At 67.6% G+C, this 21498-nt stretch carries 23 protein-coding genes and 1 tRNA gene; 10 read left to right on the forward strand and 14 right to left on the reverse strand.

Annotated elements, in window-relative coordinates; translation table 11 throughout:
- Positions 1–22 precede the first annotated feature (22 nt).
- Together OWC43_RS00115 and OWC43_RS00120 are read left to right on the forward strand one after the other, a co-directional pair.
- The gene (locus OWC43_RS00115) at positions 23–1021 is read left to right on the forward strand and encodes a flagellar motor protein MotA (protein WP_393955241.1); all 999 of its coding nucleotides are present in this window, start codon (positions 23–25) and stop codon (positions 1019–1021) included.
- Positions 1021–2034 (forward strand): peptidoglycan -binding protein, encoded by a 1014-nt coding sequence (locus tag OWC43_RS00120; RefSeq protein WP_393955242.1) that lies wholly within the window; start codon positions 1021–1023, stop codon positions 2032–2034. Before OWC43_RS00115 ends, OWC43_RS00120 begins: the two co-directional genes overlap by 1 nt.
- Before the next feature lie 22 nt (positions 2035–2056).
- Here OWC43_RS00120 and OWC43_RS00125 read toward each other — a convergent pair whose 3' ends face one another.
- A complete protein-coding gene (locus OWC43_RS00125; protein ID WP_393955243.1) occupies positions 2057–2491 on the reverse strand; it encodes a DUF2147 domain-containing protein in 435 nt (144 codons plus the stop codon).
- A 206-nt stretch (positions 2492–2697) separates the two neighbouring features.
- Here OWC43_RS00125 and rfbC point away from each other — a divergent pair, with 206 nt between their 5' ends.
- The 4 genes from rfbC to rfbA are packed head-to-tail and all read left to right on the forward strand — an operon-like array spanning position 2698 to position 6148.
- Entirely contained in the window at positions 2698–3249 is a 552-nt protein-coding gene (rfbC, locus tag OWC43_RS00130; protein ID WP_393955244.1) for a dTDP-4-dehydrorhamnose 3,5-epimerase, read from the forward strand.
- A 44-nt stretch (positions 3250–3293) separates the two neighbouring features.
- Entirely contained in the window at positions 3294–4355 is a 1062-nt protein-coding gene (rfbB, locus tag OWC43_RS00135) for a dTDP-glucose 4,6-dehydratase (protein ID WP_137827271.1), read from the forward strand.
- Positions 4355–5239 (forward strand): dTDP-4-dehydrorhamnose reductase, encoded by an 885-nt coding sequence (rfbD, locus tag OWC43_RS00140; protein WP_393955245.1) that lies wholly within the window; start codon positions 4355–4357, stop codon positions 5237–5239. Before rfbB ends, rfbD begins: the two co-directional genes overlap by 1 nt.
- Before the next feature lie 18 nt (positions 5240–5257).
- Entirely contained in the window at positions 5258–6148 is an 891-nt protein-coding gene (gene rfbA / locus OWC43_RS00145) for a glucose-1-phosphate thymidylyltransferase RfbA (protein ID WP_393955246.1), read from the forward strand.
- A 147-nt stretch (positions 6149–6295) separates the two neighbouring features.
- Here the strand turns inward: rfbA and OWC43_RS00150 are convergent, their stop codons facing one another.
- From OWC43_RS00150 to OWC43_RS00180, 7 genes are all read right to left on the reverse strand, one after another.
- A complete protein-coding gene (locus OWC43_RS00150; RefSeq protein WP_393955247.1) occupies positions 6296–6925 on the reverse strand; it encodes a hypothetical protein in 630 nt (209 codons plus the stop codon).
- Between the two features lie 118 nt (positions 6926–7043).
- A tRNA-Ala gene (locus OWC43_RS00155) sits at positions 7044–7119 on the reverse strand.
- A gap of 166 nt (positions 7120–7285) precedes the next feature.
- Positions 7286–8029: a molybdopterin-dependent oxidoreductase gene (locus OWC43_RS00160; RefSeq protein ID WP_393955248.1), complete on the reverse strand. Its 744-nt coding sequence runs from the start codon at positions 8027–8029 to the stop codon at positions 7286–7288.
- Positions 8029–8718, reverse strand: coding sequence for a cytochrome b/b6 domain-containing protein (locus tag OWC43_RS00165; RefSeq protein ID WP_393955249.1), 690 nt, complete (start codon positions 8716–8718; stop codon positions 8029–8031). The genes OWC43_RS00160 and OWC43_RS00165 overlap by 1 nt, the downstream gene beginning before the upstream one ends.
- On the reverse strand, positions 8705–9304 hold the full coding sequence (locus tag OWC43_RS00170) for a trans-aconitate 2-methyltransferase (protein ID WP_137827276.1): 600 nt from the start codon (positions 9302–9304) through the stop codon (positions 8705–8707). Before OWC43_RS00170 ends, OWC43_RS00165 begins: the two co-directional genes overlap by 14 nt.
- Positions 9301–10407 carry an acyl-CoA dehydrogenase family protein gene (locus OWC43_RS00175; RefSeq protein ID WP_393955250.1) on the reverse strand — a complete coding sequence of 369 codons (1107 nt, stop codon included), beginning with the start codon at positions 10405–10407 and terminating at the stop codon, positions 9301–9303. The genes OWC43_RS00170 and OWC43_RS00175 overlap by 4 nt, the downstream gene beginning before the upstream one ends.
- A 116-nt stretch (positions 10408–10523) precedes the next feature.
- Positions 10524–12002, reverse strand: a complete 1479-nt coding sequence (locus OWC43_RS00180; RefSeq protein WP_393955251.1) for a YdiU family protein — start codon at positions 12000–12002, stop codon at positions 10524–10526.
- Between the two features lie 217 nt (positions 12003–12219).
- On the opposite strand from OWC43_RS00180, the gene OWC43_RS00185 reads away from it, so the two are divergent.
- Together OWC43_RS00185 and OWC43_RS00190 are read left to right on the forward strand one after the other, a co-directional pair.
- Positions 12220–13992, forward strand: coding sequence for an ABC transporter ATP-binding protein (locus tag OWC43_RS00185; RefSeq protein ID WP_393955252.1), 1773 nt, complete (start codon positions 12220–12222; stop codon positions 13990–13992).
- Between the two features lie 73 nt (positions 13993–14065).
- Positions 14066–14944, forward strand: coding sequence for an aldose 1-epimerase family protein (locus OWC43_RS00190; RefSeq protein WP_393955253.1), 879 nt, complete (start codon positions 14066–14068; stop codon positions 14942–14944).
- A 2-nt stretch (positions 14945–14946) separates the two neighbouring features.
- Here the strand turns inward: OWC43_RS00190 and OWC43_RS00195 are convergent, their stop codons facing one another.
- The 4 genes from OWC43_RS00195 to rplM form a co-directional block, all read right to left on the reverse strand.
- Positions 14947–15156 carry a molybdopterin-binding protein gene (locus OWC43_RS00195; RefSeq protein WP_137827280.1) on the reverse strand — a complete coding sequence of 70 codons (210 nt, stop codon included), beginning with the start codon at positions 15154–15156 and terminating at the stop codon, positions 14947–14949.
- A gap of 83 nt (positions 15157–15239) precedes the next feature.
- The gene (locus OWC43_RS00200) at positions 15240–15596 is read right to left on the reverse strand and encodes a DUF2293 domain-containing protein (RefSeq protein ID WP_137827281.1); all 357 of its coding nucleotides are present in this window, start codon (positions 15594–15596) and stop codon (positions 15240–15242) included.
- 94 nt (positions 15597–15690) lie between these two features.
- Positions 15691–16176, reverse strand: a complete 486-nt coding sequence (gene rpsI, locus OWC43_RS00205; RefSeq protein WP_393955254.1) for a 30S ribosomal protein S9 — start codon at positions 16174–16176, stop codon at positions 15691–15693.
- 2 nt (positions 16177–16178) lie between these two features.
- On the reverse strand, positions 16179–16640 hold the full coding sequence (gene rplM, locus OWC43_RS00210; RefSeq protein WP_137827283.1) for a 50S ribosomal protein L13: 462 nt from the start codon (positions 16638–16640) through the stop codon (positions 16179–16181).
- 962 nt (positions 16641–17602) lie between these two features.
- On the opposite strand from rplM, the gene oxlT reads away from it, so the two are divergent.
- Complete coding sequence (oxlT, locus tag OWC43_RS00215) at positions 17603–18904, forward strand: oxalate/formate MFS antiporter (protein WP_137827284.1); 1302 nt, start codon at positions 17603–17605, stop codon at positions 18902–18904.
- A gap of 199 nt (positions 18905–19103) precedes the next feature.
- On the opposite strand, the gene OWC43_RS00220 is transcribed toward oxlT, so the two are convergent.
- Together OWC43_RS00220 and OWC43_RS00225 are read right to left on the reverse strand one after the other, a co-directional pair.
- The gene (locus tag OWC43_RS00220) at positions 19104–19748 is read right to left on the reverse strand and encodes a hypothetical protein (protein ID WP_393955255.1); all 645 of its coding nucleotides are present in this window, start codon (positions 19746–19748) and stop codon (positions 19104–19106) included.
- A gap of 10 nt (positions 19749–19758) precedes the next feature.
- Complete coding sequence (locus OWC43_RS00225) at positions 19759–20334, reverse strand: hypothetical protein (RefSeq protein ID WP_393955256.1); 576 nt, start codon at positions 20332–20334, stop codon at positions 19759–19761.
- A 201-nt stretch (positions 20335–20535) separates the two neighbouring features.
- Here OWC43_RS00225 and OWC43_RS00230 point away from each other — a divergent pair, with 201 nt between their 5' ends.
- Positions 20536–21495 carry a hypothetical protein gene (locus OWC43_RS00230; RefSeq protein WP_393958456.1) on the forward strand — a complete coding sequence of 320 codons (960 nt, stop codon included), beginning with the start codon at positions 20536–20538 and terminating at the stop codon, positions 21493–21495.
- Positions 21496–21498: the final 3 nt, after the last annotated feature.

A 21498-nucleotide genomic window follows, 5' to 3' on the forward strand; every position in this document is an offset into this window, starting at 1 on the left:
CCCTAACACGAGCATGGACCCGATGGCGGCCCGTCCCGCGTCTTCCTCCGACAGCCCGCCGATCGCCAAACCCGGCATGACGCTCGTCCGGATGCTGGTCTTCCTGGTTCTGGTCGGGTTTCTCGCCTTCGTCCTTTACCGACAGATCACACCGGCCTTCCTCGCCAATCCCGGTCTCAACGGGCTGATCCTCGGCGTGCTGCTGATCGCGGTGCTGCTCGCGTTCGGGCAGGTGACCCGGCTGTTCCGCGAAACCCGGTACGTCAACGCGGTCGCCGCCGGGCAGGCGCCTCGGGAGAAGCCGACGCTGCTGGCACCGCTCGTTCCCGCCATCGAGACGCGGCGTCAGGGCGTGACGCTGTCCGGGACCCGCGCCCATCTCGACACGATCGCCGTGCGCCTCGACGAGGGGCGCGAGATCCTGCGCTACAGCGCCGGCATCCTGATCCTGCTCGGCCTGCTCGGCACCTTCTGGGGTTTGATCGAGACGCTGTCGGCCGTCGGAGCGGTGATCGGCGGGATGCGTGGCGGGGGCGATGCCGCGGTCATGTTCGACGAGCTGAAGAGCGGGCTCGCCGTGCCGCTGTCGGGCATCGGCCTGGCGTTCTCGGCCTCCCTGTTCGGCCTCGCCTCGTCGCTCGTGATCGGGTTCCTCGATCTTCAGGCGGGGCAGGCCCATGCCCGTTTCCACAACGAACTGGAGGATTGGCTGGTCTCCGGTGAGGAGGAGGTGCCGACCGCCGCAGCCGCCGCCGCAGTTCGGCCTACGCCCGAGCACGATCCGGCGCTCGCTCGCGAGCTTCAGGCGGCCATCGATCGCTTGAGCGGCGTCGTCGCAGAGGGCGGGGGAGGCCGGGCCGCGACCCAGGCGATGACCAATCTCGCCGAGGGCATCCAGGGGCTCGTCCAGCATATGCGCGCCGAGCAGCAGATGATCCGCGACTGGGTCGAGGCGCAGGCTGCCCGTGAGCGTGAACTGAAGCAGGTGCTCGATCGCCTCGCCCGCGAAAAGGCCGAGTGATGGCCTCAACCCGCGCCCGCGCGCATCGCAGCCTCAACGTCTGGCCGGGTTATGTCGACGCCCTGGCGACGCTGCTGCTCTCGGTGGTGTTCCTGCTCACCGTTTTCGTCGTCGGCCAGTTCTTCCTGTCGCAGGAACTGACCGGGCGCGACGCGGTGCTGAACCGCCTCAACCGCCAGATCGCCGACCTCACCGACCTGCTCGCCCTCGAGCGTTCCAGCCGCCGGGCGCAGGAAGAGGCGGTGGCCGGCATGCGCAACACCCTGACCGCGACGGAAGCCGAGCGCGACCGCCTTCAGGCTCTCGCCGACGCCGCGACAGCCGGCCAAGGCAAGGCCTCCGACGTCGATGCCCAACTCGCCGCCGAGCGCGGAGCCACGGCGCGGGCGCAGAACCAAGTGGAGTTGCTCAACGAACAGATTCGGGCGCTCCGCCGTCAGCTCGCCGCCCTGGAGGACGCGCTGTCGGCCTCCGAGTCCCGCGACCGGGAAAGTCAGGCGCGGATCGCCGAACTGGGCAGCCGCCTCAACGTGGCGCTGGCGCAGCGTGTGCAGGAACTCGCCCGATACCGCTCCGATTTCTTCGGGCGGTTGCGACAGATCATCGGAAGCCGCTCGGACATCCGCATCGTCGGAGACCGCTTCGTGCTGCAATCCGAGGTCTTGTTCGCCGCCGGTTCCGCCGCGCTCAAGCCCGAGGCCGGCCCGGAGATCGACCGCATCGCGGGCGCCATTCTCGACATCTCGAAGGAGATCCCCGCCGATATCCCGTGGGTGCTGCGGGTCGACGGGCATACCGACGCGCGCCCGATCCAGTCGCCCCAGTTCCCATCGAACTGGGCACTCTCGGCTGCCCGCGCCATCGCGGTGGTGCAATATCTACGCACCAAGGGCATCCCGCCGCAGCGGCTGCTGGCCGGCGCCTTCGGCGAGTTCCAGCCGCTTGATTCGGGCACGAGCGACGAGGCCTATGCCCGCAATCGACGGATCGAGATGAAGCTGACGGAGCGGTGAGACGGCTCCGTCAGAGTTTCGCCTATCGTATCCGGCGCCAGGTCTGGCGCTTGCAGAGGACGCTGAGAACGCAGCCGGCGACCTCGACCGTGTCCGGGCCCTTGGGGGTCAGGCTGCCCGCATAGGTCTTCCCATCGTTGGGGTTGTAGAGGCTGCCCTCGAACGCCTCTCCGCTCGGCGTGCCGGCCGACATGATCTGCACGCCGACGAGCTTGCGTGATTGCAGGGCGGGATCGGGATTCTTCGCGTCGAGGCCAGGGCCGGGGGTCGCCGCGATCGTTCCGCAATAGCCGGCTCCGCACCGGGCGATGCGCACCGTCGAGCCTGCATTCTCGGTCTGCCACAACCCCGCGAGGTCGGTGCCCTTCTGCGCGAAGACCGGGCCACCCAGAGAGCCAAGGAGCGTCGCGGTGAGCGCGATGCGGCAGGCGCGGCGGGGTGAAACGAGCGCAAACATCGTAACAGTGACTCCTGGCAATCGTCCGGCGGCAGCCGGGGGGGGCACCGGTATGACCCTACGAAGTGGGGCGCAAGCGCTACGCTTCCGGGCGCATCTCAGCACTGGATTTCTGATGACGGTGCCTTGACTTCGCCGCGTTGCAACGTCTCAAGCGTTCAGGGTGGCCCAGGGAGGTCGGCTGGGCAGCGGCAGGAGTTCGGCGGATGCAGGTGATCGATACGGACATCCCGGCGGTCAAGCGGGTGATCCCGAAGCGTCACGGCGACGATCGCGGCTGGTTCTCGGAAGTTTTCCGGGCCGATGTGCTGGCTCAGGCCGGTATCGCCAACGTCTTCATTCAGGACAATCAATCGTTCTCGGCACCGCAGGGCACGGTCCGTGGCCTGCATTTCCAGACCGCGCCCGCGGCGCAGGCCAAGCTGATCCGGGTCCTGGCCGGGGCGATCCTGGATGTCGCCGTCGATCTCCGGTCCGACTCTTCGACTTATGGCCGCTCCGTCGCGGTTCGGCTCGATGCGGCGGGCGGTGAGCAGCTCTTCGTGCCCGCGGGTTTCGCGCACGGCTTTTGCACTCTGGAGCCGAACACGATGGTGGCTTACAAGGTCGACGCTTATTACAGCCCCGAGAACGATCGAAATCTGCGCTGGAACGATCCGGCCATCGGCATTGACTGGCCGGTCGGCGAGGCGGAAGCGATCCTGTCGGGCAAGGACAAGACTGCTCCCTTGCTCGCCGATCTCGGACGAGTGTTCTAAACCCGCGCCCCTTCCCACTTCAGGACCGACGGAGAGACCCCGCGATGCGCATTCTGGTGACCGGCGGCTGCGGCTTCATCGGCTCAGCGCTGGTGCTGCACCTCGTGCAGGATCTCGGTCACGAGGTTCTGACCCTCGACGCGCTGACCTATGCGGCCAATCCGATCTCGCTCGATCCGCTGAAGGATGATCGGCGTCATCGCCTGGAGCAGGCCGATATCTGCGATCCGGCCCGCGTCCATGCCCTCTATGCCGACTTCAAGCCGGACGCGGTGATGCATCTGGCCGCTGAGAGCCATGTCGACCGCTCGATCACCGATCCGGGCGCCTTTGTGCGGACCAACGTCATCGGCACGCAGGTGATGCTCGACGGCGCCCGCACCCATTGGGAAAGCCTCGAGGGCGAGGCCAAGAAGAATTTCCGCTTCCTCCACGTCTCGACCGACGAGGTGTACGGCTCCCTGCCGCCGGACGCGTTCTTCACGGAAGAGAGCCGCTACGACCCGCGCTCGCCCTACTCGGCCTCGAAAGCCGCGTCCGATCACCTCGCGCGGGCCTGGCACGAGACCTACGGCTTGCCGGTGCTGGTGACGAACTGCTCGAACAATTACGGGCCGCGCCATTTCCCCGAGAAGCTGATCCCGCTGATGATCCTTGCGGCGCTCGACGGCAAGAATCTGCCGGTCTACGGCGATGGCATGAACGAGCGCGACTGGATCCATGTCGAGGATCACGCCCGCGGCCTCGTCGCGGTGCTGGAGCGGGGTCGCCTCGGCGAGACCTACCTGTTGGGCGGGCGCTCGGTCCGCAACAATCTCGCCGTGGTGAAGGCGCTCTGCGCCGCCTTCGACCGGGTTCGTCCCGAGAACGGACCGCACGAGCGACTGATCACCTTCGTGGCCGACCGTCCCGGCCACGACCGGCGCTACGCCATCGACCCGTCCAAGGCGGAGGCCGAGGTTGGCTGGCGCCCGACCAAGGTGTTCGAGGAGGCTCTGGTCGAGACCGTGCAATGGTATCTCGACAACGAGTCGTGGTGGCGCCCGATCCGTGAGGGCCGCTACTCCGGTGAGCGGCTCGGCCTCTCCGCGGAGAAGGACCGCTGATGGACATCCTCGTCCTCGGCGGCGCCGGGCAGGTCGGTACGGAACTTCAGGCTTTCGCTTGGCCGCAGGGCGTCCGGATCGACGCCCCCGACCGGTCTAGCCTCGACATCACCGATGCGGCGGCTGTGACCGCTGCCCTCAATGCCCGGACCTATGCGGCGGTGATCGTGCCGGCCGCCTACACGGCGGTCGACAAGGCCGAGAGCGATGTCGCCGCCGCGTGGCGCCTCAACGCGCTGGCTCCGGCGATCCTCGCCGCCGAGACCAAGCGGCGGGGCATTCCCCTGATCCATGTCTCGACCGACTACGTGTTCGACGGCACGGGCGAGGGCTTCTACGACCCCGATGCGCCGGTGAACCCGACGAGCATCTACGGCGCCAGCAAGGCTGCGGGCGAGATGGCCGTGCGCACCGGCAACCCGCTCCACGCGATCGTCCGCACCGCCTGGGTGGTCAGCCCGCACCGGGGCAACTTCGTGAAGACGATGCTGCGGTTGGCCGCCGAGCGCGACAAGCTCACGGTGGTCGACGATCAGCACGGCTGCCCGACCTCGGCGGCCGATCTCGCGGCAGCCTTGGCGACGATCGCCCTACGGCTGGCGCAGGATCCGGCGGCGCCGACTGGGACCTTCCACTTCGTCAACGACGGCGCGACCACGTGGTGCGGCTTCGCCCGCGCCATCGTCGAAGGCTCGTCCCGACGAGGCGGGCGCTCGGTGCCGGTCGATGGCATCTCGACCACCGCCTATCCGACCCCGGCACGCCGCCCAGCCAATTCCCGCCTCTCCACGCGGAGCCTGACCGACGCGTACGGGATCACGCCCCGCCCCTGGGCGGCGGCGCTCGACGATATTCTCGACCGCTTGGTCGGGCCGGCACAGTGAACGAATAGGGTCGTTTCGATGAAGGGCATCGTTCTCGCCGGTGGATCCGGCACCCGGCTGCATCCCGCCACGCTGGCGATCAACAAGCAGTTGTTGCCGGTCTACGACAAGCCGATGATCTACTACCCGATCTCGGTGCTGATGCTCGCGGGTATCCGTGAGATCCTCATCATCTCGAGCCCTGAGCATCTCGGCAATTACCAGCGCCTGCTCGACACGGGCGAGCAGTTCGGCGTCACCTTCACCTACGCGGTGCAGCCGCGACCCGAGGGGCTGGCCCAGGCCTTCATCATCGGCCGTGACTTCGTCGGCTCCGATGACGTGGCGCTCGTGCTCGGCGATAACCTGTTCTTCGGCAACGGCATGAGCACCCTGCTCGCCCGCGCCAGTGCCCGCAAACACGGTGCGACCGTGTTCGCCTACCATGTCGATCACCCGGAAGCGTACGGCGTCGTCACCCTCGACGATGCGGGCCGGCCGCTGCGCCTCGTCGAGAAGCCGAAGACGCCCGAGAGTCCCTGGGCGGTGACCGGCCTGTACTTCTACGACAATCAGGTTCTCGACATCGCCGCCGACGTGAAGCCGTCGGATCGGGGCGAGCTGGAGATCACCTCGGTCAACCAGGCCTATCTCGAACGCGGCCAACTCCACGTCGAGCGGATGAGCCGGGGCTACGCGTGGCTCGACACCGGCACGCATGACAGCCTGCTGGAGGCCGCCGAGTTCGTGCGGGTGCTGCAGCACCGTCAGGGGCTGCAGGTCGCCTGTCTGGAGGAGATCGCCTTTCTCCAGGGCTTCATCGACAAGGAGCAACTCCAGGTCCGGGGCGAGATGTTCGCCAAGACTCAGTACGGCCAGAACCTGCTGCGCCTCGCCCGAGAAGGGCGCCGGGTCGATCAATCGTTCTGATCGACGCCACGCGGCCCGCGCTCCGCGCTCAGTCCCGCGCCATCATGGGGTGGCGCGGCGGCTCCCCTGCGGGCAGTACCCACTGTTGCCGCATCTCGCGCGCATGGTGACGACCGCCGGTGCGCTGCCAACCGGCGAGGGATCGGATCAGCGTTCGCCCCGCGCCAGGACGGCACCCGTATAGGTCTCGGCCACCTCACAGAACGGCACGCCGTCTGCCGAGAGCAACGCCTCCACCGAGAAGAGCGGCGCGTCGGGGCCCGGCATCGTCCCCTCCCCTGGGCGCCACACCATGTGGAGCGAAAGGTTGCGGCGGCTCGGCTTCAGCGGGCGGACGACCGCTCCGAACGGCGCCTGGGTGCCGTCGAGGGCGGCGTTCATCTCGGGGGTCAGCCGGCCGGGGACGTACCAATTGTCCGCCTCCGACAACACATGGGTTCCACAGGTGAGCCGCACCCGGCGATAGCGCACGCTCTCGTCCGGACCGACCGCCAGGCGCTCGCGCTGCAGCGGGGTCGGAGCCTTGTCGATACCGGGCACGCGCACCGCGAGAATGCGGGGATCGGCGGCAAGCCCCCGCTCGGCGCACCAGGCCTCCAGAACGGCCGTGGCGCTCGGCGCAGCGAGGAGACGGGCGCTGAGGGTCTCGATCACCGCGCGCGTCCCCGTACCATCCTGCGCCTCCGGCCGAAGGTTTTGCGGCTGTGCTGCGGCGGGCGCCGAGATCGCACCGGCCATCGCGAGCCCCACCGTCAGCAGTCGTGTCGCCGCACCCATCGTGCAGCGCCATACGTCGCCGAGATCGAAAGGTCCATCGTGCCCAGCGCAGAGGGGACCACATACGAAGAAGCCGCCCGGAGGCGGCTTTCTGCGGATCGAATATTTTAGAGGAGGATGGTGGAGCCTAACGGGATCGAACCGATGACCTCTTCCATGCCATGGAAGCGCTCTCCCAGCTGAGCTAAGGCCCCAACCTATCTCGCCACGACCGCTGGAGGTCTCGGCGGTGTCTCGCTTCGGGCGCTGCCCGTTGCCGACGGCCGGTTCTATAAGCGGAGGATTGGCGGGACTCAACCCCCTTCTTGCCCGGCCGCTCGCTTTTTTGCCGCCTCGGAAAATCGCTCGGTTGCAGCGTCCTCAGATGCCCGCGTACCAGGCAAAACCCAGTTCGGAGACCATGCTGCCCCGGCCCTGACCGAGGCCGGAAATCCGATCGATCGCCTCGATGCTGGCGAGGTATTTGAGCGACTTGTAGCCGAGCTGGCGCTCCACCCGCAGGCGCACGGGGGCACCGTGGGCGACCGGCAGATCACCCCCGTTCATGCCGTAGGCCAGGATGGTCTGCGGGTGGAGCGCGTCGAACAGGTCGTAGCTGTCCCACCAGCCATCGACGGTCCGGATCACCACGAAGCGGGCCTCGCGCTTCAGGCCGCAGCTCGCCAGCACGTGGGCGAGCGGCACACCGGTCCAGCCGCCGATGGCCGACCATCCCTGCTCGCAGGAATGCAGCGTCACCTGCGTGCGAGCCGGCATGGCCTTAAGCTCCGCCAGCGAGAAGGCGGTCGGACGCTCGACGAGGCCGCTCACCGGCAGGCGCCAATCGGCAAAGCCCGCTTCCTTCGAGCGCCGGTAATCGGGGTTGTCCGGATCGGTCGTGTTAATGGCCGGGAAGATCTTCGAGATCGCCTCCGGCGAAAACTCTCGGGCGAGGGGCTGATCGCGCAAGAGGAAGCGTTGGGTCGCGAGCGTCAGCGTGTCGCTCAGCCCGTAGAAACCCGCACGGCTCGGGCCGCCCTCGATCAGCTCGCAGCCGCCGAGCAGGGGGCCGAGGCCCAGCGCCGAGGAGCCGAGCAGGAGGCGGCGGCGGGAGATGTCCGGCATCAGGCCTTCTCCGTATCGCCGCCGGAGCGGCCGGTGATCATGCCCCGCATCAGACGCAGCGGGCGGTTGGCCAGGACCTGCCAGAGGTGCACCAGAAGGAAGGCGACCAGCAGCGTCGCGGCCAGGAAATGGATGGTGCGGGCCGATTGTCGCCCGCCGAACAGAGTGAACAGTTCAGGATAGGCGGCCGTCACGCCGGGTGACATGGTCAGCCCCGACAGCAGCATCACCGGGGCCAGCACCAGCAGGACGACGAGGTAGGCGAGCTTCTGCAGGGCGTTGTAGCGCGCGTGTCCGCCGTCGGACGGCACCGCTGGACGGAGTCGGAGGTGATCGCGGATCTCGCTGGCGAGATGGGCAGGATGGAGTTGGTCACGGTCCGGCGCGAGGCGGCGGAACAGGTGGCCCGACAGTAGGGCGGCGATGAGGTAGACCGCGCCGCCCAGCACGAAGATCCAGGCCGAGAGGAAGTGGAGGTTGCGACCCCATCCGGTCTGTTCGAGATTGACCGGCAGCGGCAGGACGATCCAGGCCGGAGCCTCGTTGGCGCCGGTCTCGCCCCAGAACAGGCGCGGTAGGGCGAGCAGGATCGCGAAGCCGCTGATCGTCAGCGCCAGGAAGGCGCCCGCCCCGATCCAGTGGGTCAGGCGCACCCAGAGTGGATGGCGGAGGGGCTCAGCCCGCCTCATGGCCGGACCGGAGCACGTCCAGGCGGTACTGCCCGGTGCGCTGATGGGACAGGGGGCGGCAGAACCACGACGCGCCGGCGATGAAACCGTCCACGGCCTCGTCGCCGGACAGGGGATAATCGGTCTCGCCGGTCCAGTGCACCAGCACGCACTCGCCTCCGGGCATCAGGCTCTGTCCGACCCGCGCCACGAGGCGGGCGAGATCGTCGCGATCGAGGAAATAGAGGACTTCGGACAGCACGATCAGGTCGAAGCGCCCGTCCGGCCAGATTCCCGGCACGGCGCCGACGACGAAATCGATCTGTGGCCGGTCGGCGCAGCGCTCGCGGGCCACCGCGATCGCCGAGGGCGCGATGTCCAGGGCGACGAGTTCGGCGCAACGCTCGCCGAGCTCACGGGTGAAGACGCCGATGGAGCAGCCGATCTCGAGGGCCCGGTCGTAGCAAGGGCGCGGCAGGGCCGCGAGCGTCGCCATATACTTGTCGCGCTCGTAATCGCTCGACGTGAACTGCCAGGGATCGGGATTCGACGCGTAGAGATCGACGAAGTAGCGGGCCGGGAGGGTCTGAGCGTGGCGACCGCTCATGCCTCGCATCCCTGGGAACGGACCTCCGGCCAGAGGGCATGGAGCGGTGTCTCGCAATCCAGCACGTGGGCGGCCATGCCGGTGAGCGCGAAATCGGGCGCGGGCTGGCGCAGATAGGTCGCGAGATCGCGCATCTGCGCTTCGAGCGGATGGTCGTCGAGGAATCCGGCGAGCCCGACCGAGCGCTGCGCGAGGGTCAGCACGTCGAGACCGGCCTGATCCACGGCGGCGCGGGCGAGGTTGACGCCGGCGATGACGCGCTCCGGCGGGAGCGCCTCGGCGGCGGCGATCTCGGCCGCCTGAGCAACGAGGAGACGGCAGGATTCGAGAGCGATCAGGCTGCGCCCGAACCGCGCCTGCTGGTGAGGATCGCTGCTCCGCCCCGTCGCGCGCATATGGGCACGGTGGGTCTCGACGACCGCCTCCATGCCGCCGAGCTGGACGGCGAGAAAGCGCCACGCCCCGGCGAAGAAGAACGGCTGGCGGAAATAATCGTCCGGTGCGCCGATCACCGCGCCCTCGCCGACATGCAGGCCGGAGAAATCGACCGTGCCGGTCGCGGTGGCGCGCATGCCGTGCACGCGCCATTCGCTGAGATCGGCCCGCTCGCCCGCTTTGAGCCGCAGGATCAGCATCAGGCTGCGGCCGTCCGGCATTCGCGCGGTGACGAGCGGGCGGGTGACGGAGCCGGCGCCCGAGGCGAAGCTTTTCGCCCCGCGCAGCCGCCCCGCAGGATCGAGGGTCAGGCCATTGTCCTTCGGTTCGGTGTTCCACACGCCGAACAGGTGACCGTCGAGGGCGTCGCGGGCCAGCACTTCCCGCGTCTCGGCATCGGCGTAGCGCAGTACGAGGGCCAGCGCGTTGACATGCCCCTCGTAGAGGCGCCCGACCGGAAGGCTGTCACGGCCGATCTGAGTCAGGAGCCGGCGGAGGTCGCCGACGCGTTCCGGCTCACACAAGCCCTCGCCGCCGAGCGCCGTGGGCAGGGGAGCGGAGAGGCGACCCATCCGGCGCAGACGCCCGATCGCGACATGGGGAAAGGCGTCGTCGCTCGCAGCCTCGATCGGAGGCGCGGCGAGATGAAGCGAGGAATGAGCGGACAAGGAGAACTCGCGCGTGCTGGAGCGGCTCCAATGCGGCCGTCCGCTCCATCAGCAAACGCATGGTGACGCCAGTCTGTTCAAGAGAACAAATGTTGTCCTCCCCAATCATGCTCAGCTTAGGTGCCGCAGAAGGTCCGGTAACCGACACCCCCGCCCTCCGGGGCCTCGGCGTAGCGGGCGTGCTCCGGCTGATCGTCGTAGGGGCGCGACAGAACCGCGAGGAGGGTCTCGAACGGGGCGAAATCGTCCCGCTCCATCGCCGCCTCGATCATCTCCTCGATGCGGTGGTTGCGGGGAATGAAGGCCGGGTTGACCGCGCGCATGGCCGAGGCCCGCTCGGCCGGATCGCGCGGGTCTTCGGCAAGCCGCGAGCGCCAGCGGACGGACCAGGCATCGTAGGCGGTCGGATCGACGAAGCCGTCGCGGACGAGGCCATCGGCGTCGGACGTCTCGGCCGCGGCACAGAGGCGCCGGAAGGTCAGGGTATGGTCCGCTTGGTTCTCGGCCATCACCCGCAACAGGTCTCCGGCGAGTTCCGCATCTCCCTCGCGCAGTTCGGCGAGGCCGAGCTTGCGGGCGAGCCCCCCGCGATAGGCGGCGTCGAAGCACGGTCCGAAGGTGGCGAGGGCGGCTTCCGCCTCCTTGACCCCGGCATCCTCGTCCTCGGGCAGGAGCGGCAGCAAGGTCTCGGCGAAGCGGGTGAGGTTCCAGAGGGCGATGCGCGGCTGCTGGCCGTAGGCGTAGCGCCCATGCCGGTCGATGGAGCTGAACGTGGTCCGCGCATCGTAGGCATCGAGGAATGCGCAGGGGCCGTAATCGATCGTCTCGCCGGCAACCGACATGTTGTCGGTGTTCATGACGCCGTGGACGAAGCCGACGAGGAGCCAGCGGGCGACCAGTTCGGCCTGCCGTGCCGACACCGCCGCGATCAGGGCGCGGTAACGGTCCTCCCGCCCCTCCAGCTCCGGATCGTGGCGGGCGATGACGTGATCGGCGAGCGCGCGCACGGCCTCCGTGTCGCCTCGGGTCGCGAAATACTGGAAGGTGCCGACGCGGATATGGCTCGCCGCCACGCGGGTGACGATGGCACCGGGCAACACGGTCTCGCGGATCACCGGCTCACCGGTCGCGACCGCCGCCAGGGCTCGGGTCGTCGGAATGCCGAGGGCGGCCATCGCCTCGCTGACGAGATATTCGCGCAGGACCGGCCCGAGTGCGGCTCGGCCATCGCCCATGCGCGAAAACGGAGTCGGCCCCGAGCCCTTCAGCTGAATGTCGCGGCGGCGACCATGCTTATCGATGACTTCGCCGAGCAGCATCGCGCGCCCGTCACCGAGTTGGGGCACGAAATTGCCGAATTGGTGCCCGGCATAGGCGGCCGCGAGCGGCTCGGAACCCTCCGCGACGGCATTGCCGGCCAGCATCGCCAGGCCGTCGGGACTGCCGAGCCACGCGGAGTCGAGCCGCAATTCTTCGGCGAGCGCCCGATTGAGCTTGATCAGCCTGGGGCCTGCGACCGGCGTCGGTGCCAAGCGCGCGTGGAAGCGGGCGGGCAGTCGCGCGTAGCTGTTGTCGAAGGGTATTGAGGCCGGCATGGGGACTTCTTCGGATGGGTCTATGGAGGAGCTCAGCATTCCTGTCGAACAGGCGGGGAAGCGTCCGGTTCATCCGAACCGGCGGATCACCGGCCCGGAAACCGGTCGACAGGGTTTCTGGCGAATGCTACAAGCCCCGCTTCAAAATGCCTAACCGTCTGTTCTTAAACGGTTTTAATTGGGCTTCGGCTCCCTCCGTTCCGCGTTCGGTGCTCCCTTGAGGACCCTCCTCGATCTCCTGCGGGTGATGCGCCCGCACGACCGGCGGCGCCTCGGATGGCTTGGCTTGGGACTCGGGATCGCGGCGCTTCTCGAAGTCGTCGGCATTGCCTCGGTGCTGCCGTTCCTGACCCTGGTCGGCGATCCGGCTGCGGCCGCGCGGGTGCCGGTTCTGGCAGGCCTCCGCGACGCGCTGGGTCTGACGGACCCGCGCAGTTTCCTCCTGGTGACCGGCGGCGCGGCTCTGTGTGCCATCCTGCTGACCAGCGCCGTCAATGCCGGGCTCGCCTTCGCCCAATTGCTGTTCGCCCATCTCGTTGGGTACGATTTTGCCCGGCGATTGCTGGCGCGATACGTCGATCGCGAGCGCCTGTTTTTCGCCCGGTCCAACAGCGCGGAACTCGCCAAGAACGTCCTGTCCGAGACCGACCGCCTCGTCCTCGGGGTGTTGACGCCGATCCTGGTGATCGCCTCGCGAGCAACCTCGGCATTGGCCGTGATCGTGTTTCTGATCGGCTATCAGCCGCGCCTCGCGCTGATCCTCGGCGGCGGCTTCGGCAGCCTCTACGTCTTGATCTACCTCGTGGCGCGGGTGCGCCTCGCCCGGCTCGGAACGCGGGCGGTGGCGGGCAATGAAGGCCGCTACCGCGTCGTGCAGGAAACGTTCGGGGCGCTCACCGAACTCAAGCTGTACGGTCGAGCAGAGACCTTTTCGGCCGGCTTCGATGCCCCAGCTCGCGGCTACGCCCGCGCGCTCGCCGAGAGCCTCCTCACCGGTCAGCTGCCTCGCTTCGTGATCGAAGCCCTCGCCTTCGGCGGTGTGATCGCGGTGGTGCTCTTCGCGCTGACGCAGGGTCTCGACACCGCCGGCATGCTGCCGCTGCTCGGTTTGTTCGCCTTCGCGGGCTATCGCATGCTGCCGGCCTTCCAGAACATCTTCACCTCGGTCTCGCAGCTACGCTTCTCCCTTGCCGGGGTGCGGCTCATCGTCGATGCGCTGGAAGGCGAGCGCCCGCCCGTCCCCCGCACGAGCGAGCGCCTGCCCTTCACGACGGACATCCGGCTGGAAGGTGTGGGCTTCGATTACGAGCCCGGCCGCCCGACCCTCCACGCCCTCGATCTCACCATCTTGGCCCACACGACCGTCGGTCTAGTCGGCCGCACCGGGTCGGGCAAATCGACCCTCGTGGGACTGATCCTCGGCATCCTGTCGCCGACCCAGGGCCGCGTCCTGATCGACGGCTGCCCGCTCGGCCCCGAGACCCTGCCGGCTTGGCAAAATCGAATCGGCTACGTGCCGCAGGACGTCTTCCTGATCGACGGCACGGTCGCCGAGAATATCGCTCTGGGCCTGCCGCCGGACCGGATCGACCCGGATGCGATCGAGCGCGCCGCCCGGCTCGCCGGCATCCACGAGATGATCGCGGGCTTGCCCGAGGGCTATCGGACCGGGGTCGGCGAGCGGGGCGCACGGCTCAGCGGCGGCCAGCGCCAGCGCATCGGCATCGCCCGCGCCCTCTATCACGATCCCGACGTGATCGTGTTCGACGAGGCGACCAGCGCCCTCGACGGCGAGACGGAGGCGGCGGTGATGGGCGCGTTGAGCGCACTTGCGGGTACGCGGACGATCATCATGATCGCCCATCGCCTGTCTTCGCTGCGCCGCGCCGACACGGTCTTCGTGCTGGAGGCCGGCAACATCATCGCCTCCGGCCCGCCGGCCCAGGTGATCCCAGCCCTCGAGGCGTCCGAGGCCGCATCACGCGATTGAGAGCGGCTCGCCGGCCGGGTAGCGCCGCGCGTACGGCCCCGCTATCGATCGAGGTCGAAAGCGGGGAGCGAGAATGGCCGAGTGTATCGAGATTCGGGCTGAGGATGGCACGACGGCACGGATCGCCCTACAGGGGGCCGAGCCGGTCTCCTGGCAGGTCGAGGGCCAGGAATATCTCTGGAACGGCGACCCCGCGCACTGGAACCGACATGCGCCCTGGCTCTTCCCGGTGGTCGGCGCCTCGGCGGGGGGGATGGTGCAGGTCGAGGGGCGTCCCTACCCCATGGCGCAGCACGGTTTCGCCCGCGATTGCCTGTTCACCGTTGTGGCCCGAACGGACGATTCGGTGACGCTGCGGCTTGAAGACGATGCCGGGACGCGGACGCATTACCCCTTCGCCTTCCGGCTCGACGTGACCGCTCGGGTCACCGCCCGCGGCCTCGCTTTCGATCTCACCGTCAGCAACCGGGGCGAGAAGCCTCTCCCCTACGCGCTCGGCTTCCACCCGGCCTTCCCCTGGCCCTTCGCCGGGGGCGAGCGGCGGGCTGGCGGCGGCTACGCCGTCCTGTTCGAGGCTGTGGAGCGACCCTTCGTGCCCGAGGTCGGCGAGGGCGGGCTGCTGGTGCGCTCGCAGCGGGAGGTGCCGCTCGATGGGGCGCGCCTCGATCTCGACCCGGAGATGTTCACGGAGGCGCTGGTGTTCCTCAACGCGGAGAGCCGGGCGCTCCGCTTCGTCGCGCCCGGTGGCCGGACCATCGCCATGCGGGTGGAGGATTTCCCCCATCTCGCGGTGTGGACACGCCCGACCGCGCCGTTCCTCTCCCTCGAAGCCTGGACCGGCCATGCCGACTGGGCCGGCTTCGACGGAGAATTATCGGAGCGCGATTCCCAGCGCCTGCTCGCTCCCGGCGGCCAGGCCGGACACGGCATCGCGCTGACGCTTGAAGGCTGAACTCAGTCGACGGCAATGATGACGTCGGAGCTCTTGATCACGGCATAGGCGTCCGAACCGACCTGCAGGCCCAAAGCTTCGACCGACTCGTTGGTGATCGACGAGGTCACGGTCTGGCCGTTGGCGATCTCGATCTTCACATGGGCCGTGGTCGCGCCCTTCTCGACCGATACCACCTTGCCCTTGAGGACGTTGCGCGCGCTCAGCTTCATCGGAAACTCTTTCCCGTTATCGACGAGCGGCTTCCCTGCCTCACCCCAGGCCACCGGGCAAGCGGGTGCTACCGGCTCTTCCGTCACGATTCGGCAAGCGGTTCATCCGCCTCGTCCTCCTCCTCCGAGACGAGGCGACGGCTGCCCCATTCGCTGAGCGTCGCGTTCATGTCGTCCAGCACGAAGTGACGGGCGCTGTCGCGGTCATAGCCTTCGGCGAGCAGGTCGTCGTAATCGGTGAAGGTGTGCCGGGCGAAAGCCGTGAGCGCGAGCCAAGCCGCGTTTTCCGGGAGGGCCAGCCGCAGGCCGGGACTGCGCATCGCCCGGTCGAGCACGGCTTCCGCCTCGAAGGCGGGCAGGCGCGGGGCGAGCTGCCGCAAGGCGGCGGCCACGGCGGCGCGGCGGTCGCCGGGTAGGCCTGGGGGGACGCGCGTGTTCATGCGGGCTCCCTCATCTGATGCTCTCCGGGCTCTCTGAAACGAGAAAGGGCGGAGCCTCGCGGCCCCGCCCTCCCCTGGTGATGCTTCGAACCGCTTAGCGCTTCGAGAACTGGAAGCTGCGGCGGGCCTTCTTGCGGCCATACTTCTTACGCTCGACCACGCGCGGGTCGCGGGTGAGGAAGCCCTCGCGCTTGAGCGGCAAGCGCAGCTCCGGCTCGTAATAGGTCAGGGCCTTCGACAGGCCGTGGCGCACGGCGCCGGCCTGACCGGACAGGCCGCCGCCCTTTACCGTGACGGTGATGTCGTACTGATCGACGCGACCGGCGATCTCCAGCGGCTGACGCAGGATCATGCGCAGCACCGGACGGGCGAAGTAGGTCTCGACCGGGCGGCCGTTGACCACGACGTCACCCTTGCCGGGCTTGATCCAAACGCGGGCGACCGCGTCCTTGCGCTTGCCGGTGGCGTAGGCGCGGCCCTGGGCGTCCAGCTTCTGGACGTGGACCGGAGCCTCGTTCTCGGAGTTCGTCGTCTGGGTGTTCGCCCGATTGAGATCGGCGAGGGACTGAAGGGTCGCCATGATCAAGCGCTCACGTTCTTACGGTTGAGGGAGCCGACGTCGAGCGCCTGCGGCTGCTGGGCCTCGTGCGGGTGCTCCGCGCCCTTGTAGACGCGCAGGTTGCCGAGGATCTGGCGGAAGAGCGGACCGCGGGGAAGCATGCGCTCCACGGCCTTCTCGACAACGCGCTCCGGGAAGCGGCCTTCGAGGATGAATTTCGCCGAGCGCTCCTTGATGCCGCCCGGGTAACCGGTGTGATGGAAGTAGATTTTCTGGTCGTACTTGCGGCCGGTGAACTTCACCTTGTCCGCATTGATGACGATGACGTTGTCGCCGCAATCGACGTGGGGCGTATAGGCGGCCTTGTGCTTGCCGCGCAGGCGCATTGCCACGATCGATGCGAGGCGGCCCACCACGAGCCCTTCCGCGTCGATCACGACCCACTTCTTGTCGACGTCGGCGGGCTTCAGCGAAGTGGTCTTCATGGCCGATTCCCGTGCCGGTGACGTTAGAAAGAGAGCGCCGCCGCGTCGGTGAGGACGCAGCGGCGTGCGAGAGGGCAATACTGAGGTTGCCTCGCCGCGTCAAGGCATGTCGAACACATGAAAACGCAAAAACCGCAACATATCGAGGCAGTTGCCTGATGCGGTAATTAGATACCGCTCTCTTCCGCAATCAGCCACCGGCGGGACGCCTTACGGGCGTCAGGTGCCGTGCTTGGTCCGTCGAGAAAGCCACATGCGAACGAGAAAAACCCGCCGCGGCTTGCGCCGGAGCGGGCTGAGTTGGAGATTCGTCCCGTCCTAAACGGAACAATTGGATTAACGCGTTCCCGTCGCCGGCTAATCCCGGCGCGGCTGTTTATTTCGGGTCTGGCATTATCGTGCCGTGACGAATGTCTGCCGGCAGGCTTGTGCCCAATCACGGTGCATCGGGTGCGATTCGCAGGCGCCAGCGGCTGTCGTTTCCAGCTCAGATCGCGAAAGCCACGGCGGCCCTGAACGCTCAATCTCGCGTAGAAAGAGCAATCAGGCAGGGATGCCCGCAGCGGGTATCGTCGTTGACGTCGCGATAAGCAGGAAAATTCTTGATACGTTCGTAATTTAAATTTGCCGTCTCACCGGACTAAGCAGATTATTTTGCATCATCCATTCAGGCGACGTTCGAGGCCGACTATAGGCTCTCCCTGGGGAAACGCAGCGTGGCAGCGCTTTCTGGACCCCTACGCACGAAGGGGAGCAGTTTTTAATCCGTACAATTTCATGTTTGGCTCGGAATTATTTCGCTTGCCGGCCTTGCTGGTATACCAAATAATGCATGCCACGGAGGCCTTGGGGGCATCCCTTGCGGGACCTGGACCTTGGCAGCCGAACCAAGTGCGGCGAAAGTTCATCACGTCAAACGAGTCAGGCCGGAAGTGTCGAAGCCTGATCGAGGGAGAGCGCCCATGGCAACGTCCTCTATCGCCCCAGATAGACCCGTCACATCATCCAATCGATGGTTCCAAATTGTCCTCGGCGTCGCCTGCATGGTGGCCGCGGCAAACATCCAATACGCCTGGACGCTGTTCGTCCCCGAGATCCAGAAGACCTTCGGCTGGGACCGCGCCGCGATCCAAGTCGCCTTCACCATCTTCGTCGTTGTCCAGACCTGGCTGACGCCGATCGAGGGCTACTTCATCGACAAGTACGGTCCGAGCCGCGTCGTCATGTTCGGCGGCTTCATGACCGGCCTCGCCTGGGTGGTGAACTCCTACGCGACCTCGCTGACCGGCTTCTATGTCGGCTCGGTCCTCGGCGGCATCGGCGTCGGTTGCGTCTACGCCACCTGCATCAACAACGCCCTCAAGTGGTTCCCGGACAAGCGCGGTCTGGCGGTCGGCCTCACGGCGGGCGGTTACGGCGCCGGTTCGGCCCTGACCATCCTGCCGATTGCCAAGATGATCGACGCGGGCAACTACGCCCAGGCCTTCTTCATCTTCGGCCTGATCCAGGGCGCGATCATCATCGCCGCTTCGACCATGATGCGTGGCCCGCAGAAGGACGAGGTGAAGTTCTCCAGCAAGGTGATGCAGAGCCGTCGCGACTACACCCTGGGCGAGGCGCTCTCGACCCCGGTGTTCTGGGTCATGATGGTCATGTTCACCTGCACGGTGACTGGCGGCCTGATGGCGGTGGCGCAGCTCGGCGTGATCGCGCAGGATCTGGGCGTGAAGAACTTCCAGGTGAACCTGTACTTCTTCGCCATGGCCGCCCTGCCCTTCGCCCTGATGCTCGACCGCATCATGAACGGCATCTCGCGCCCGCTGTTCGGTTTCATCTCGGACCGGATCGGCCGTGAGAAGACGATGTTCATCGCCTTCGCGATGGAAGGCATCGGCATCGTCGCGCTGGGCTACTTCGGCTCGAACCCCTGGGCCTTCGTGATCCTCTCGGGCATCGTGTTCCTCGCCTGGGGTGAAGTCTACTCGCTCTTCAGCGCGACGGCGGCGGATACCTTCGGCTCGAAGCACATCGGTAAGATCTACGGCGTGCTCTACTGCGCCAAGGGTCTGGCCGCCCTGTTCGTCCCGGTCGGCAACCTGCTGATGCAGGCGACCGGCACCTGGGCGACCGTGCTCTACACGGTGGCGATCATGGACCTCATCGCGGCCTTCCTCGCCATCGCCGTCCTGCGGCCGATGCTGAAGCAGCACCACGCCGCCAACGAGGCCCGCATGGCCCGCGCCCCGGCGCTCGCCACGGCCTAAGACAGCGACGCTTCCCGGCGACGCGGAGATCGCCTCGCCGGGAAGTCGATAGCCGAGATCAGGAGCGGGGTTCCGGACATCACTGCCGGTGCTCCCCGTTCCACCCCAACGAGAAGGCCCCGCCGATCACCGGCGGGGCCTTGTCGTTTCAGCGGTGAGCACCCTGAGGCACGGCGAATGACGGGCCTCCAGTTGTCGCTCAGACTCCGGCCCAGGCAGCATGGACGGAGCCGCGAGCGGTGTCGGGCTTGGACGGGCCGATGAAGACCACGACCGGCCCGTGAGCGTCGCGTCGAGGATCGTAGAAGTCGAGAAGGTCCGGTGCGATCTCCTGAAAGAACCGGGGGCGCACGCCGTCCTGGCGGAGAAGATGATCGATGACGACCTGATCGCCGTGCACCCCGTTCGGTACCGGGCCGCAGGATCCGGCGGCCATCCAGCGCGCGGGATCGGCCGAGAAGCGCGCGTAGAGATTTGCGAGTTCTTCGCCATTCCAGCGCAGCAAGGCGCTCGAAAGCCGCCCCTTATGAAAATAATCCTCCATAGCGGCAAGACCCGGCTCCGCGAGCCGATCGGCAGGACCGGTGAAGACGGTATCGAGGTCGCACAGCAGCGTCGTGCCCGCTGAAAGGCCAAGGCGGAATGCCTCCATCTTCGCCCACCACGCCGGCCAGTCATGGCGCAGGGCCACGCGTTCGACACCGTCGAGGACGAGCGGCATGTCGGTCAGGCAGAGAATCCGCGTGAAGGCGGGCGCATGGCGACGCACCCCTCGAGCCAGCCGCGCGACCCAGGTCGCATCGTAGCGCCCGCCGCTCTTCAGCACGGTGATCAGCGTGGCCATGGATTGGGACTCATCCTTCGACGGGGTGCAGACGCAGGCGCCCGGCCGCTTCGGCTCGCTCGAACCACGCGCGCTCGGCAGCCCACGGATGTCCGGGCCAACCATCGAATCCGAAGCCGAAAGCCTGGATCGGATCAGCATCGCTGGGCCGCTCGAGGAGAAGCGCGAGCGTCACGAGGAAGCCGGTGCTCGGGTTCGGTCGCCCGCTCGTCCCTGCTGCGAGCAGGGTACGAGCACGCTCGTGGAGCGACTCGGGCAGGATATAGATCGGGCGACCCGTCGGGCGCAGTCGCGCGAGGATCTCGCGGGTCCAGCAGATCGGCTCGGGGAGGTTCTCTTCCGGGGCGAGCATTGGGAACGGCAGGATGAACGCCTCTGCCGCCTGGATCACCGGGCGATCCAGAAAAAGTTCGTCCTCCAGCCATTCCCGCATCTGGCCGCCGCGATTGACCAGGGCGAGGTAAGTGACCCGTGAGCCGGTCCGTCCCCCGAAGCCCGCGGCATTGTTGAAGCGCACGACGCAGGCCGCCTCGTCGATGGCGCTCGCCGTTGCGCGGGGCTCCGGCGCATTGCCAACGATGGCCATGGATGCGAACGGCGGAAAGCGAGCCGGACCGGCTCCCGAGGGATCGACGTCGACGGACACTGGGGTCGGGGGTTCGCGGAGCCACGCTCGGGAACTCGCCCAGGTAAGGCGCGGCCCCCGTCCAACCAGGGTCTCGATGCGCCGCAGGGACGACAAGCCGACGTGACGACCTCTCCACGCTGCTTCGTCTGCGCGGCCGCCATGCTCGCGCCGACCGCACGGGCGCTTACCTATTCGAATGGGCGTCGGCGCCTGTTTCGAACGGCCTGCGACTCCTGCGGTGTCCTGCTCGACACGGGGGCGGAGACCGTCCGCTGCCGCACCCATCTGACGAGCGCGCTCGCGGCGCCGATCTTCGAGTCCGATCCCGATGCGCCCTATGGACTCGACCTCTACACGCTGCGCATCGCTGCCACCGGGCACGGACGCGGCGTCCGATGGCTCGACGAGGCAGGGCGGGCGGCGCTGCTGCATCCCCATTCCGAGGATGCGGCACGGGCGGAACTCTACGACCTCACCACGGCCGAAACGCGCTCCGTCTCCCTCGGCTTCCTCTGTCGACCCGAGGAGTGTGACAGCGTGCTGGCCAAGCTGCCGGCGCAGGCCAACTGGGTCGACGATGTCGCGATTCTCCTCGACGCGGATGCGGCCCCGCCGCGCGCCATTGCAGTGCCGGGATTTTCGGCCGGCGCGGTCCGGGTGGCTGCCCGCCCACTCGCCGGGCACTTCGCGGCGCAGCGCAATGCGCTGCAGGCCCTCGCCCGACATAACTGGATGCTGCAGCTCGATGCCGACGAGACGCTTCAACCCGCCACGGGACGCCTCCTCCCCGGACTCGCCGCGCTCGCAGAGACGGGTGACGTCCGCTCGATCGGTCTGCCACGGCGCAACCGCGTCGACGGCGTTCTCTCCGACATGTTTCCGGATGTGCAGTATCGATTGAACCGTGGCGAGGTGGTCTATGCCGGTCGGGTGCACGAACGGCCCCAGCTCGATGCCGGATGGCGCGAAGGCTTCATCTCCCTGCACGGGGCCATCGACCATCACCTGAGCCGCGCCCATGTCGCGGCGCGCTCGCGCCGTTACGAGGCCCTGGATCCGGGCCGCGGTCGATTGGAAGAGGAGGAGGCCTTGCTCCGTCCCTACCGCGATGAAGCCTGACCT

Origin of the sequence: Methylorubrum sp. POS3 (assembly GCF_043352485.1) — a bacterium.
In the GTDB taxonomy this organism is placed as follows: Bacteria; Pseudomonadota; Alphaproteobacteria; order Rhizobiales; family Beijerinckiaceae; genus Methylobacterium; species Methylobacterium suomiense.